Annotated in this window: 4 protein-coding genes and 1 pseudogene; 4 read left to right on the top strand and 1 reads right to left on the bottom strand. The window is 49.7% G+C overall.

What is annotated here, in order from left to right; all coding sequences use genetic code 11:
* Positions 1-517: 517 nt before the first annotated feature.
* Positions 518-1,978, top strand: a complete 1,461-nt coding sequence (ltrA, locus tag U2W12_RS14210; protein WP_326501350.1) for a group II intron reverse transcriptase/maturase — start codon at positions 518-520, stop codon at positions 1,976-1,978.
* A 604-nt stretch (positions 1,979-2,582) separates the two neighbouring features.
* Here ltrA and U2W12_RS14205 read toward each other — a convergent pair.
* On the bottom strand, positions 2,583-3,671 hold the full coding sequence (locus tag U2W12_RS14205) for an IS5 family transposase (protein WP_326501349.1): 1,089 nt from the start codon (positions 3,669-3,671) through the stop codon (positions 2,583-2,585).
* 163 nt (positions 3,672-3,834) lie between these two features.
* On the opposite strand from U2W12_RS14205, the pseudogene tnpA reads away from it, so the two are divergent.
* The 3 genes and pseudogenes from tnpA (at position 3,835) to U2W12_RS14190 (ending at position 15,636) form a co-directional block, all read left to right on the top strand.
* Positions 3,835-4,266, top strand: a pseudogene (tnpA, locus tag U2W12_RS14200) (IS200/IS605 family transposase).
* 675 nt (positions 4,267-4,941) lie between these two features.
* The gene (locus U2W12_RS14195) at positions 4,942-6,078 is read left to right on the top strand and encodes a sugar transferase (protein ID WP_326501348.1); all 1,137 of its coding nucleotides are present in this window, start codon (positions 4,942-4,944) and stop codon (positions 6,076-6,078) included.
* Between the two features lie 420 nt (positions 6,079-6,498).
* On the top strand, positions 6,499-15,636 hold the full coding sequence (locus U2W12_RS14190) for a N,N-dimethylformamidase beta subunit family domain-containing protein (protein ID WP_326501347.1): 9,138 nt from the start codon (positions 6,499-6,501) through the stop codon (positions 15,634-15,636).
* The last annotated feature ends 48 nt before the right edge of the window (positions 15,637-15,684 follow it).

The raw sequence follows: 15,684 nt of genomic DNA, 5'->3' as shown, positions 1-15,684 counted from the left end.
GCTTCGATATGCTGCCGCCATTTTGCTGTGATGGCCATGCCAAAACTCCTGATCAAAAAATCACAGGATGCAACAGACGAAAACTATTTTATGGGTGGTACGGGTAGACGCTTAGTGCGGCTGCAAAGCCGATAGTAGATAGCTGATGAAAGTTCAGCACGGGGAAGGTCTAGCGAACCACCCTGACCCCGAGTCATGCGGCATATCTCGCGAGGGATATGTCGAAGCGTTGACAGGGGAAACCAGCAGGCCAGCCATTGAGCCGCGAAATCAGGAATCTGGGATGCCGACGCTGTTAAGCGAAGCGGAAGGCAATACAGTGCAAAGCGCTATCGCAAGCGATGCATCTGATCCCACGCGGTCGGAGACCCTGCGCATGCTGGGAAGTTTACTCTACGGAAGCAGCGAGATCTCATTGATGTCCACCACTTCAATACGGCGGTGGACAGGGTTGGGAAGGTAAAACCGTAATCCATCCATTTACGTCAATGAGAAGTCGGATATATCTATAGTACCAATGAAATTGTTGAACGAAGAAATGAGAATGACTGAGGAAGCAACGGAGGGAAGGGATATAGCCAAGAGGAACACCGGTGAACTCCCCGCTCCACAGACACAGCGCTGTGATAAAAGGGCGTCTCGTGGACTAGCAGGTGTGCGTGAAGTTGCAAGACGGGATAAGCAATGCCGATTTAGTGCCTTGATGCATCATATTACACCGGAACTGCTCTGGGAGAGTTTCTATGAACTCAAAAAGAATGCAGCACCCGGAATTGATAAAGTCACCTGGCGTGAATATGAAGCATTGATAGGTAAAGGCAGACTGACAGAGCTACAAAAAGAAATACAATCGGGTCACTATCGCGCCACCCCATCAAGACGGGTGTATATCCCGAAAGCGGACGGTAAACAACGTCCGCTGGGTATAGCCTCCGTTGAAGACAAGGTGGTTCAACAGGCGACAGCGACAGTGTTGAACTGTATTTATGAAGCAGACTTTATGGGTTTTTCCTATGGATTCCGGCAGGGTAAAAGTCAGCATGATGCGCTGGACGCATTGGCTGAGGGCATTTTCGGCAAGAAAATAAACTGGATACTGGATGCAGACATCAGGGCATTCTTTGATGAGATTGACCATGAATGGATGATACAATTTCTAGAGCATCGTATAGCCGATAAGCGCATGATAAGGCTAATAAGAAAATGGCTGATTGCAGGGACTATTGATAGTAAGGGTATAAAATTGACATCAACTAAGGGAACCCCGCAAGGGGCTCCGATTTCGCCGTTGCTCGCCAACATCTATCTGCACTATGTGCTGGATTTATGGGTGCATAATTGGAGAAACAAACACCTTACAGGGGATGTCATCTTTGTCAGATATGCCGATGATGGTGTCTGGGGGTTTCAGTATGAAAATGAAGCCAAGGCTTTCCTGCACTACTTGAAGGAGAGACTGGCAAAATTTAAACTGGAGCTTCATCCTGACAAAACACGACTCATCCGGTTCGGACGATTTGCAGAAAAACAATGTATGGAAAAAGGTCAAAGTAAACCTAAGACCTTTGATTTTCTGGGGTTTACCCATATCTGTAGTAAGACCCGAAAAGGCGGATTCAAACTGTTAAGGCTGACAATCAAGAAAAGAATGAGGGCCACATTGAGCGCAATTCGCGCTGAATTGCATCGAAGGCGACACGAACCCATTCCTGTGATGGGTAAGTGGATTGCCAGTGTGGTCAGAGGTTACCTGAATTATTACGCGGTGCCCGGCAATCTCAAACGACTTAAAGGCTTTGTTACCGAAGTCAAAAGGGCGTGGAGACATGCTTTATTGAGAAGGAGTCAGCGTAACAGAATGCCATGGAGTCGTTTTGGCAAGCTTGCTGATAGCTTCCTGCCTCAACTCAAAGTGCTGCACCCGCACCCAGAAGAGCGATTTCAGGCCAAGACTCTTGGCAGGAGCCGTATGCGGTAATTCCGCTCGTACGGATCTGTGCGGGGGGTGGCTGGTAACAGCCATCTCTACCGCGACCGATCAATGAGCAATTTCCCATCTTAATTCAGTGTCTTCGCGCGGTATTTATTGCCGAAATGAAGACCAAAAACTACCTGGCACAATTCAATTTAGCATGTCTGGATGGCGATCAGTTTTACAAATGATTGGACCGATAAATTCTTATTTTCATTGAAAAAACAATCATATATGATTTTATTAAATTTCATTTGTGCACTGAAATTTCAATTGGAATCTTACGAAAAATCCCACATCCGCAGTGCTAAAACAGCACCTCATTTCGCAAAACGGCTTCGGAGTTTACGATGCCAAAAGAATGCTTTTTGCCGCCGAAGAACGTGAGGATGTTAATTTTTCATCAATAAGGTTTAAATCACCGGCTTTAGCCGGTCAGCTTTAGCAGGTTGTTGAAAAACGCCCCAGTGCCTTCGGCTCCAAGCCTCATTTTCGATTTTGTTTAACAGCTGGAAGCCGGATCAGCGCTGAAATCCCGGTTTTAGCCGGTACCTTCAGCCTCGGGCGAGGCTTCATTTCGCCTTTCGGCGAATTTCAGGCTCACGACCGCCTAAGCGGTCGAATATCGCCAACCGAAAATGCTGCTCAGCCGCGTCAAGTTATACGCGGCGAAGGTGAACACGGCTTGCGCCGCCACCTTCTGCAGGCCACGGAATTTTGTTTGGCGAAGCCCGCCGACCGTCTTCGACCAACCGAAGACCTCTTCGATCCGCTTGCGCACTTTCAGGCCGGTGCGGTAACCCTTGTGCCGCGTGGTTCGCTTGTCAATCGCCGAGCCTTTGGCTTTTTGCGCGACATGCGGCGTTACTTTGCAGGTCCGCATGGCTGCAACAAAGTCCTGGGTATCGTAACCCTTGTCTGCCCCCAGCGTGGCACCGGGCTTAGCAATACTCCGTTTCACCATGTCCTTGGCGGCGCCCCGTTCCGCGGTGCCAGTGGCGTGCGTGACTTCCACGTCGACAACCAAGCCGTTGCGGTTTTCCATCAGCACATGGCCCATGAAACACAACTGCGACTTGTCCCCATCGCCTTTCTTGTACAGGCGTGCGTCCGGATCAGTGGTCGAGGCGTGGGTGTCGTTGCTGCGTTTCTCGCCCTTGAAATCGACCGAGGGATTGCGGCTTTGATCTTCCGGCGGCGGGGTTGACCCATCCTTGCGCACGAAACTTTTCATCGACACCCAGGCCTGGATCAGCGTGCCGTCAACCGAAAAATGTTCGTCGGACACCAGTTCTTTCCATTTCGCGAGCGCCAGCACACGCTCGAAAAACAATCGGCTCATCCGTTCGTTCAGCAAGCGCTCACGATTGGCGCTAAACGTGGAGTGGTCCCAGACCTCACCGTCCATCGTCAGCCCGATAAACCAGCGGAACAGCAGGTTGAAGTCGATCTGCTCCATCAACTGCCGCTCGGAACGGATGGAAAACAGGATTTGCAACAAACTGGCGCGCAGCAGGCGCTCCGGCGGAATCGACTCTCGGCCGGTAAAGGCGTAAAGGACGCCGAACTCGTCGTCCAGCGTGGACAGCAGGATGTCGACCACCGCCCGCAGCTTGCGGAGTGGGTGGCTTTTAGGAATGCGTGCTTCCAAAGTTCGGAAGCTGAACAGCTCTTCTTGGGTAATGTCGGCACCGCGCATGGGGAATACTGCCTCGAAGTATCTTGCAATTGAATAATTTTGTCATATTTAACAATGCATTACGATGTTTCATGTGTTTCAGGCAACGAAATTATGCGGCTTTCAGGGGCAGAGAAAATCAACAGCCTGTTAGCTGCGAAAATAGCGCACAAGGAGGTGAGGCATGGACTATAGATGTGGGAGCCATACGGTTTTCCAGATTGAATATCATTTTGTTTGGGTGACGAAGTATCGTTATCAAATTTTGAAGGGAGAGGTAGCCGAGCGGGTTAAAGAAATCGTTCGCCAAACCTGTGAAGCGTTTTAGATTCGGATTATCCGGGGTGTAGTGAGCAAAGACCACGTGCATATTTTGGTCAGCGCACCGCCGAATCTGGCGCCCAGCGAGATTATGAGGCGGATCAAAGGACGAACCTCCAGTTATCTGTTCGAAGAGTTTCCCCATTTGAAAAAGCGCTATTGGGGTCGGCACTTTTGGGCGCGGGGCTATTTCTGTGCCACCGTCGGTCAGATGACGGAAGAAATGATCAAGCAGCATTTGGAACATCACTTTGAGCCGAATCCGAACGATAATTTTAAAACGGAACCCGAATAAGACGCGTCGTTGAGTCGACGCGTATCCGGACTTTCAGTCCGTAAATCAAACCCACCGGCTTTTAGCCGGTAGTTGTTTAGTGGCGTTAAACATTTGCCACTTTCCAAACCGAATGGGCAACCACGCTTTCCAATCTGTGACTCAACCAATTGATCAAAAATGCTTTTAGCCGATTACCCATCGGCTAGTGGGTGGAAAATTTTCGGCGCCGATTGACATTCTAATAAGAGCCTGCTCAGAAAGTCTTAATGAACAATAAAATCTATCGGTTTCGGCGTAAGTTATTGATATAAAGTGATTCTGAGGCAAATTTACTACATTGCGGCTCTGGCAAATTCAAATATGGGCAAAAAGGGTGCACGGATTTAAGCGTGGGTTGGTCAAAAACCGTGCACTTACAGCAACGAAAAATAACTGATTTAGCTATTAAATCAAACAGATAGTGTTTTCTGAGTAGACTCTGCATAAATGTTGGCAATACTCGCAAGTCGGTCAGAGAGTGCGATGTAACCGATGCCAGAATTCACATAGCAGATGTAGATCAGTCTCTATTCCAAAATGTCTATTGACATGAATACTAATAGACATTTTGTAATAAAATCAATAAATTAGACAGTATTCTGTTCAATTAATGGTATGGTCAATCTTTTAAAGCGTCATGCGATTGGGGTGAAAATGAAAAATACAAATTGTGAGCATTTTCAAGGAGAGTCAGCGATATCCCCCTTTATACCCAATAGCTCAAGTCATTATCGGGATAATTACGGTGAGATCATTTATGATTCATTTTTTATCGATCAATTGCGCCTTGAGAAACTCCGCGCGCAGCGATCTAAAACCACTTTATCAATTGTTTTATTGACTCTAGATGAAGAGGCGGAAGATAAAAGTACTGATATGGTTGAGATTTTAAACTTTGTTCGATCCAAGATACGAGCTACCGACATTAGTGGATTTGTCAATCATAAAACCATAGGTATACTTCTCCCCGATACAAACGATAAGGGAGCTAAAGAGATCTGTGCAAAATTAATTAATGGGAATAAGAAGCCACAATTTTCCGCTACCGCTTCGAGTTATCCTGACGATATTTTTGAGAGCCTCGAAAAAAAGGGAGGTATTGGGCCGGATGTTTTTCCTTTCGACCTGGAGGCTTCAAAAAGTACTCCTTGGTTTAAGCTTTTATTAAAAAGAAGTATTGATATTGTTGGCTCGATAGTCGGCATTGTTATGCTAATGCCTCTAATGTTGATTACGGCGTTAGCTATCAAAGTAACTTCTCCGGGGCCAGTTATCTTCAGGCAAATCCGATTGGGTAAGCAAGGTAATCCCTTTACCTTCTATAAGTTTCGATCCATGCGCGTGAACATGGACGATCGAATTCACCGTGAATACATCCAAGACTTTATTAAAGGGGATCTCGCAAAAATTAATCAGGGAAACGCGGAAGAGCCTTTATTTAAGATTAAATCGGATCCCAGGGTAACCAGGATTGGGAGTTTCATTCGAAAAACAAGTATTGATGAGCTGCCACAGTTTTTTAATGTGTTGATGGGTGACATGAGCCTAGTTGGACCGAGACCTCCTCTTCCTTACGAAGCTGAGAAATATCAAGCCTGGCATCTCAGGCGAATATTAGAAATGAAACCTGGAATCACTGGACTTTGGCAAGTAGAAGGGCGAAGTACGACAGAGTGGGATGACTCGGTGAGGCTAGATATTCGCTACATACAAAATTGGTCCATTCTTATGGATTTAAAGATTTTATTGAAAACGGTCAAGGTAGTTTTTAAATGCCGAGGCGCCGTGTAATTAGAAAAAATATATTTTCTAAAAAAATTGGGACGTAGGTTGAACAACCAATATGATGCTGTTTACGGGCTAATTTTAAATTTAATTAAATAAGCCTTAGAATGTTTAGTAAACTCTAAAAAATAAAAGGCTATGCCCGCATCAAGCATTAAGTCATATTCGTGGATTATTGGACGCAACGCAATGCCGCTCTCGGACGAGAAAAATCAATTTCAATTGGTATGTAAGCATAGCTAAAAAATAAATTTTATGCATGAAATTCCGACTCTACTTTTACTGGACTTAGCGAAAAATTAGGTCGCCGTAATTGTTATGAGCAAGAATTTAGGCTTGTCTAAAGGGCATAGTTAAAACTGAAGCATAGTCTTTCCGAAAATCGTCAAAATTTGAGAAAGCCTAACTTAAAGCAGGGGTAAGAAAATGAAAAATTTAAGCATAAAAAATCGGAATCTAACCGGCATTACAATTACTCTTTTTGTTTGGGTTGCTTCGATTCTAGCTATGGACTTCGAGGGACCCGTAAGAACTGCAAGGGCTAGCCAAGCGCTTGAAGCATCCTTCGTGGAGCGACTCAGTGACGAGCGCGACCTCGTCGCGTTTAGTCCAGATGGCAATATTTTGGCCAATGTAGACTCTGACGGACTAATTACGTTATGGGATTTAACTGCCACTTTAGCGCCAATAACTCTTACGGGTCAGCCTGCAAACACGGTTAGTGAGATTGCTTTTAGTCCGGATGGAAAAATACTCGTTAGCGTCGGTAAGGATACGATCAATCTATGGGATGTCGGATCAGGACTTGAGCAACTTTCTATTCCGCTAGTCAATATAAACTCAGCCATTGTTCAGGTTGCATTCAGTCCTGACGGCAAGCGTTTTGCCGGGATTACTCTAGAAAGCGAGATTTTTCTATGGGATTTGACGACTGGCCAATCAAAGTCAATACAGCCTAGTCTAGGTGTAACTGTTGACCACTTAACGTTCAGTCCCGACGGGAAATTTTTGGCCAGTGCAAATAATGGACAGAAATCAGAAATCAAGTTGTGGAACGCCGTAAGCGGAAAGTTGAATAAATTACTTCCAGGCGATTCGATTGTTACAGACTTGGCATACAGTCCAGATGGCAAAACCTTAGCAAGTGTACAGGGGGGGCATGTCTCTCTCTGGGATCCTGATCGCTCCGGTGCGGTTAAACGAATTCTAGATGTTAAGGAGGAAATCAGCGATGTCGCATTTAGTCCGGATAGCAAGACACTAGCAATTAGCAGTGGAAGAAAGGAGTCTAAAATCCAGTTATGGAATCCTGTGGCTGGCAGTTTGATCTTTGAACATCCAACTGAGAGCGGCGTACCTGTTACCCATTTATTTTTCAGTCCTGATGGAAGGCTTCTGGCAAGTATTGGCGAGGACTCCCTTATCAGTTTGATTGATGTTCCTACGGGGGAAATGAAAAAACTTCTCGTGGGCCCGACCGAATTAATTACCAAAGCCGCTTTCAATTCGAAACAACCTTCTTTGGCGGCCATTGGAAAGGATGGAGGCGTATTCGTTTGGGATTTAGTAACGGGAGTGGGGCGTCAAATTTTTCAGATCCCAACATTACTCAGTGCATCATTGGCAGGCTCTCAAGCGTCAACTTCCGTGAGCTCTGTTTCTAATATTCCTTCACAATTGAATGTTTCCAACGCACCCGGTGTAGCAAAAAATGCATCTCAAGCAGCCGGAAGCAATCAAGTTGCTAATAAAGGTAATGGAATGAGCAAGAAACGGAGGAGTGCACAAAACTGGAAGGGAGTCAGAGCAATAGCAATAAGTCAGGATGGCCAGGAAATGGGGGTTGCGGCCGAGGATGGTACGATCCAGGTTTTTAATAAGACCGGTAAACAGCGCTGGAAAGTATCAGGGCATCATGGCAGAGCCGTTAGGGGTTTGGCTTTCCGAGGAAAGGCAAATGAATGGGCAAGTGTAGGTGGAGATACGGAAATAAAAATTTGGGATGATGCTGGTAAGAATCTTCAGACATTTTACGGACCCGAACACCCTCCACGAGCTATCGCAGCGAGCCCCGATGACCGATTTATCGCAACCGCTGGCGAAGATACAAGAGTTTTGCTTTATGACGCCGCAGCGCACAAATTAAGCAAGATTTTTTCAGGCCACAAAGATTTTGTAAATGGGCTGGCATTCAGTCCGAATGGGCAGTTGTTGGCCAGCGGCGGTGCTGACGGAAGCATTCTAGTGTGGGACGTTGCGACGGGTAAGCGTTTACAGACACTGCTGGGTCATGCTGACGAAGTCAATGCGGTAGCTTTCAATCCGGTCGGGGGGACGCTTTTGGCCAGCGCCAGCGCGGATAGTACGGTTATGTTATGGGATATAACAACAGGTCAGCAAATCAAAGCGCTTTCTGGACATCAGGGCAGTGTAAGGGCTGTAGCCTTCAGTCCCAATGGGAAAAAATTAGTGAGCGCGGGAGAAGACACCAAGATATTGGTGTGGAATCCAACAACCGGCCAATTGCAGGCGCAACTGGCAGGAGGACCGCCTGCCGCCATTAATGCTTTGGCTTTTGGTCCGGATGGAAGTTTGGATGTTGCAAGTGAAAACAGTGAGATTACTGAGTTTAATACAGATACCGACACCAAAGTAGGAACTATAGTAGTACCAGACACATCTCCAGTAGGTCCACAAACTAGCCGTTCGGAGCCGCTTACTCTCGCACTTAAACCAAATTCAGATGTGTTGGCCTCACGTCATTTTGTTGGAAAGACAAGCATAGAAAATGTAAAGCCAAGTAATACAGCCTTAAGTTCTATTGTTAATCAGCTTTTAGATTGGGTGATTCCTGTCGCCGAGGCGGCCATCCCTAACCCGCCAGGCGGGCCGATTCTTGTCGTCACATCCAATTGCCCCACCTGTGGCATCTATAATAATTATTACACCGAGATTTTGCGGACGGAGGGTCTAAATGCGTTTGCCGTAGCCGATATCTCTACCGTTACGCCGGCGTTACTTTCCGCCTATGACGTCGTTATTCTGGCGCAGATGCCCTTAACTTCAGGCCAAGTGACCACACTGACTGACTGGGTGACTACAGCCGGCGGCAACCTGATCGCAATACGGCCTGATCCGCAGCTCGCCGGTTTGCTGGGACTCATTTCAGTGGGATCTACTTTGTCGGATGGCTATCTTCTCGTCGATACCTCGCAAGTCCCGGGCAACGGAATCGGGGTCAGCGGTCAGCCGATGCAGTTTCACGGCACTGCAGATAACTATACCCTTAATGGCGCATCAAGCGTTGCCACACTGTACAGCAATTGGACGACGGCGACTGTGAGCCCTGCTGTTACACTCCGTAGCGTTGGTGCAAACGGTGGTCACGCCGCGGCGTTCGCTTACGATCTGGCGGCTTCAATTGTCTATACACGTCAAGGCAACCCGGCTTGGGCAGCACAGGAGCGCGACGGATTCACGCCGATCCGCTCCGACGACAAGTTTTACGGCAATGCATCTGGCGATCCTCAACCGGACTGGGTCGATCTGCTAAATCTGGTGGCTGTTCCTCAGGCTGACGAGCAGCAACGCCTGCTCGCCAATCTCATTACCCAGATTAACCTCGCCAAGAAGCCTTTACCGCGCTTCTGGTATTTCCCGCGCGGTAAAAAAGCCGTCGTCATTATGACCGGGGACGATCATGGGAACGGAGGAACCGGACCCCGGTTTGATCAGTTCACCTCGTTGAGCCCAGCGGGCTGTAATGTGGCCAACTGGGAATGTGTGCGGGGTACCTCGTACATTTACCCCGAGACCGGCAATCTTTCCGATGCGCAAGCCGCTGCCTATAGCGCCGCGGGTTTCGAGGTGGGCTTGCACATCAACACCAATTGCACAGATTTCACGCCTACCTCACTTGAATCGAACTACGTGCAACAGATCGGCGCATTCCAAGCTGCTTATCCCAGTGTTCCCACGCCCCAAACAATGCGCCACCATTGTCTCGTCTGGAGCGACTGGATCACGGCTGCGCAGACTGAACTGAGCCATGGTATCCGGCTCGACACCAGTTTTTACTTTTGGCCGCCCAGCTGGGTCAATGACCGTCCGGGTAACTTTACCGGTTCAGCGATGCCGATGCGGTTTGCCGATCTCAGCGGTAATCTGATCGATGTTTACCAAGCAGTTAGCCACATGACTGACGAGTCGGGCCAGACCTATCCGTTCACGATAAACACTTTGTTGGACCGGGCGCTCGGGGCCGAAGCCTACTACGGCGCTTATACCATCAATGCCCATACCGATTTGCCCACGGAGGACGCGGCCACCTTTACAGTCAACTCGGCCCTCACTCGCGGCGTGCCAGTGGTTTCCAGTATTCAGATGTTGACGTGGTTGGACGCACGCAACAATTCGTCGTTTGGGTCGCTGGCTTGGAATGGCAGCAATTTGAGCTTTGCGGTTTCCCCGGGCCCCGGTGCCAATGGGCTGCAAGCCATGCTACCGGTACACACTGCTGCGGGCGTTTTGGTTGGGCTCAGCGGGCCGGGTGGCGCTGCCGTTCCATATACGACCGATAGCATTAAAGGAACTCAATACGCCTTTTTCGCGGCGGCGGCGGGAGGCTACACTGCGGCTTACGCGGCAGACACGACACCTCCAACGGTGACATCGATCTCCCCAGTGAACGGCGCGACAGGTGTGATTCAGCAGCCTACGGTCACGGCTACTTTTAGTGAGCCGGTCGATCCGGCGACCGTCACCAGCTCTAACTTTAAATTGCAGTTCGGGAATAATCCGCCGGTGTCCGCTACAGTCAGGTACGATTCCAGTACGAACACCGCAAAGCTGACGCCCAGCACCGTGCTGTCTGCTTCGACGACCTATACCGCTACGATTCTGACAGGCATCAAGGATTTGGCCGGTAATGCCCTGGCTGCCCCCTACACATGGTCCTTCACAACACAGGCCCAGCCTTGTGCAGCCACGCCTTGCAGTGCGTGGAATAGTTCGGCCACACCGGGAACTCCATCGGTAAACGATCCCAGTTCTGTCGAGCTCGGCGTGAAGTTCAAGTCGGATCTGAATGGTGTCATTACCGGCATTCGTTTCTATCAAGTCAATGCGGGCACATATACAGCGGCCTTGTGGACTCTAGGCGGACAACAGTTAGCAACGGCAAACGTCACTGCCACCACATCGGGCTGGCAACAAGTTACTTTTTCGAACCCGGTAGCGATTACGGCCAATACCGTGTACGTCGCTTCTTACCATGCGCCTAATGGCAATTATGCGGTTAATAACAGTCCGCAATTTTCTTCATCCGGAGTTGATAACCCTCCAATACATCTTTTACAGGATGGGGTTAGCGGTGGTAACGGCGTCTATGTGTATAGTGCGAGTAGCACCTTTCCAACTAACACTTATAACTCGAGCAATTATTGGGTTGATGTCGTCTTTTCAACCGCAACGGGACCTGATACGACGCCGCCCACGGTGACAGCTCAAAGTCCTGCGCCTAATGCAACCGGGGTTGCAACGAACACTGCTGTCACGGCGACATTCAGTGAAGCGCTGGATGCGACGACAATAACAGGTGCCAACGCTTCCAACTTTCAATTGCAGGCCGGTAGCAACGCGCCGATAACGGCAACGGTGAGCTATGCGAACAATACCGCGACTTTGACGCCGGCCAGTGCGCTTTCCGCAAACACGACCTATACGGCGACGGTCAAAGGCGGTACCAATGGTGTCAAGGATATTGCAGGCAATCCGCTTGCGGCTAACGTGAATTGGTCTTTCACGACGGGAGCCTCCGGCGCCCCTAATTGCAGTACGGGGACCAGTTCGATCTGGCCCACTAATCCTACTCCGTCGGTTATTAGCGATTCAGATACTTCATCTGTTGAGCTCGGGGTCAAGTTCACGTCTACGCAGAACGGCTGGATTTGCGGCGTACGCTTCTACAAAGGCAGCACCAATACCGGAACGCATGTAGGAAAGCTTTGGAACCGTACAACGGGAGCCTTGCTCGCTAGCGCGACTTTCCAGAGTGAAACAGCCTCCGGTTGGCAGCAAGTGAGCTTCACTACGCCGATAGCGATAACGGCGGGCACTCAGTATGTAGCCTCCTATCTGGCCCCAGTCGGACGTTATTCAATAAACAGTAACTACTTTTCAGCAGACGTCACAAGTGGCCCGCTGACTGCACTCAGTAGCGCAGGAAGTGGAGGCAACGGGGTATATCTCTATGGCACCGGCGGGTTCCCGGTAAACACCTTCCAGGCAACAAACTACTGGGTGGATGTGGTATTCACCGCGAATACTGGTCCAGACACTACGCCGCCGACTGTCACATCAACATCGCCAGCAACCGGTGCCACGGGAGCCCTTCCTGGCAATCCGGTAACAGCGACTTTCAGCGAAGCGGTTGATGGGGCCACTGTTAATTCCTCGACCTTTCAACTGCTGGATGCAAGCAATACATTGGTACCTGCATCCTATACAGTTGCCAACAATACGGCGACATTGACACCCAGCAGCTCGTTGACGGCATCTACGCCTTACACCGCGAAGTTAAGCGGAGTCAAGGATCTTGCGGGCAATCCATTAGCAGCGGATTACGCATGGTCATTCACGACCGGCGTTGATCCCTGCTCTGCCGGAGGCAATCCGATTGTTTGTGAAAACAGCAAGACCGGTAATCCTTCAAGTGAATGGGATATCACCGGCGCTGGGGATACGACCATCCAGGGTTACGCCACCGATATCAGTGTGAATCGGGGTAACACCGTATCCTTCAAGATCAAAACTGATGCCACGGCCTACCGGCTCGACATCTACCGCATGGGTTTTTACGGCGGCTTGGGTGCGCGCAAGATTGCTTCGATCACACCCTCGGCTACACTACCGCAGACACAGCCGAACTGTCTGACTAATGCTACCGGTCTCATCGACTGCGGTAATTGGGGTTTGTCTGCATCTTGGTCTGTTCCTGCCGACGCCGTGTCGGGCATTTATTTCGCGAAGGTTGTGCGGAACGATACTCAGGGGGCGAGCCACATCGTTTTCGTAGTGCGCGACGACAGCAGTACCTCTGATTTGCTCTTCCAAACATCGGATACGACTTGGCAAGCCTATAACAACTATGGAGGAAATAGTCTGTACCAGGGTACCGGGCCCGGCACCGGCGGTAACTCGGCTGGCCGAGCCTACAAGGTAAGCTACAACCGGCCTTTCAACACTCGCGCAGTCGATAACGGACAAGATTGGGTATTTAATGCCGAATATCCGATGGTGCGCTGGCTGGAGGCCAACGGGTACAGCGTCAGTTACTTTACTGGTATTGATAGCGACCGCCGTGGCAATTTAATAGCCAACCATAAAGTCTTCCTATCCGTCGGTCACGACGAATACTGGTCAGGCGCACAACGGACCAATGTTGAAGCTGCTCGAGGGGCCGGCATAAACTTGGCTTTCTTTAGCGGCAATGAAGTGTATTGGAAGACTCGCTGGGAAAGCAGCATTGATGGGTCCGGTTCAGCGTACCGCACTCTCGTTTGCTATAAAGAAACACATAACTTTCCTAACAATCAAGATCCGAATGATCCTCCAACCTGGACCGGGACTTGGCGTGACCCAAGAAACTCACCTCCTGCAGATGGCGGACGTCCGGAGAATGCGTTATTGGGTCCCATCTTCATGGTGAACGATGGCGCGACAACCAGTATCACCGTACCTGAAGCAGACGGTAAAATGAGGTTTTGGAGAAATACCAGTATCGCGACACTCGCTCCTGGCAATACTGCTACTTTGCCTAATGGGACGTTGGGTTACGAATGGGATGTGGATCTCGATAACGGTGTCCGCCCAGCCGGTCTGATTCGGCTTTCGACGACCATCGTCAATAATGCACCGATCCTGACGGATTTCGGTTCCACTTTCGGCACCGGTACTGCAAATCATGCCCTGACACTGTATCGTTCCAGCAACGGAGCCCTCGTTTTCGGAGCTGGTACCGTGCAGTGGCCTTGGGGGCTGGACAGTAACCATGACCGAGCAGGCACGGCTACAGACGTTTCGATGCAACAGGCAACAGTGAATTTGTTCGCAGACATGAACGTGCAACCTGCAACGTTACAATCAGGGCTGATAGCGGCGACAAAATCGACCGATACAACACCGCCGGTTTCCACGATTACTTCGCCAGCCGGAGGTTCCTCCGTTGCGCTAGGAAGCAATGTCGTAATCAGCGGTACCGCGACGGATGCCGGTGGCGGCTTGGTCGGTGGCGTCGAAGTTTCGGTCGACGGAGGAGCAACCTGGCATCCGGCAACAGGCCGCAGCACGTGGACTTACAGTTGGACAACGCCGGCAACTTCGACAACGGTGACCATCAAGAGTCGCGCGGTCGACGACAGCCTGAATCTGGAAACGCCGGCAACTGGGATTAGTGTTAATGTCGGCTCCGGCGCGGACACGACAGCGCCAACGGTGTCAATGACCGTGCCGGCGAATGGAGCGACCGTTTCAGGCTCGTCAGTCACCGTATCAGCGAATGCGAGCGATAACGTTGGGGTGAGCAGTGTTCAGTTCCTATTGGATGGTGCGTCTCTTGGCGCACCGGATACGGTGGCGCCTTATAGCATTACCTGGGATTCGACACTTGCCTCTAATGGTGCTCATACCCTCAGTGCACGGGCCAGCGATGCCGCCGGCAATACGGCAACCGCCGCCAATATTTCAGTCACAGTGTCAAACACTGTCCCATTAGCTCCATCGGCTTTAACCGCCACAGCGGCTTCAAGCACTCAAATCAATTTGAGCTGGACCGACAATGCGACCAATGAGAACGGCTTCAAAATCGAACGTTGCCAAGGGGCTGGCTGTTCGACTTTTGCGCAGATCGCAACCCTCGGAAGTAATATAACTGCCTATGCCGACACCACCGGGCTTACTCCGAATACCAGCTACAGTTATCGCATGGTCGCTTATAACGGAATCGGTAACTCTGCCTATTCGAATGCGGCAACTGCGGTAACCCCAAATGTAACTGGCTTCCTAAGTCCGAGCTCCAATTTAGCAGTTCTATTAAATGGCGATAGCAATGGATTCGAGACAACACCGGCTAATGCCTACGCGAATGACACATTATTTGCCGTGGATACGAACAGTGGTATTAATACGAGCACTTCATGCACCAATAGTGGAAAGGACAAGCATCTTTACTATAATTATAACTTCAACATACCGAGCGGTGCCGTTATAAAAGGCATCGAAGTTCGTTTGGATGCTCTTGTAGACAGTACAACCGGCACGCCCAAGATGTGCGTGCAATTCTCGTGGGATGGAGGCTTAACCTGGACAGCCACTCAGAACACCACGACGTTGGCCACAAGTGAAGCGACATATGTTTTGGGTAGTGCAACCGATACTTGGGGAAGGGCTTGGACTGTAACTAACTTTTCGAATGCTAATTTTCGAGTTCGCGTGATTAATGTGGCCTCGAACACCAGTCGCGACTTTTCACTGGATTGGATAGCGGTGAAAGTTACCTACTTATAAAACGGTATTTGGGCTAGAATTATTTTGGAAGAAATAAAATCATTCAAT

It is taken from the genome of Methylomicrobium sp. Wu6 (genome assembly GCF_035916875.1).
GTDB lineage: Bacteria > Pseudomonadota > Gammaproteobacteria > Methylococcales > Methylomonadaceae > Methylomicrobium.
This window is presented reverse-complemented; position numbering and strand designations above follow the sequence as displayed.

What these genes read in the sequence shown, in the direction of transcription:
- U2W12_RS14195 (WP_326501348.1), top strand. Translation starts at nt 4,942, where the DNA reads ATGAAAAATACAAATTGTGAGCATTTTCAAGGAGAGTCAGCGATATCC.
- U2W12_RS14205 (WP_326501349.1), bottom strand. Translation starts at nt 3,671, where the DNA reads ATGCGCGGTGCCGACATTACCCAAGAAGAGCTGTTCAGCTTCCGAACT.
- U2W12_RS14190 (WP_326501347.1), top strand. Translation starts at nt 6,499, where the DNA reads ATGAAAAATTTAAGCATAAAAAATCGGAATCTAACCGGCATTACAATT.
- ltrA (WP_326501350.1), top strand. Translation starts at nt 518, where the DNA reads ATGAAATTGTTGAACGAAGAAATGAGAATGACTGAGGAAGCAACGGAG.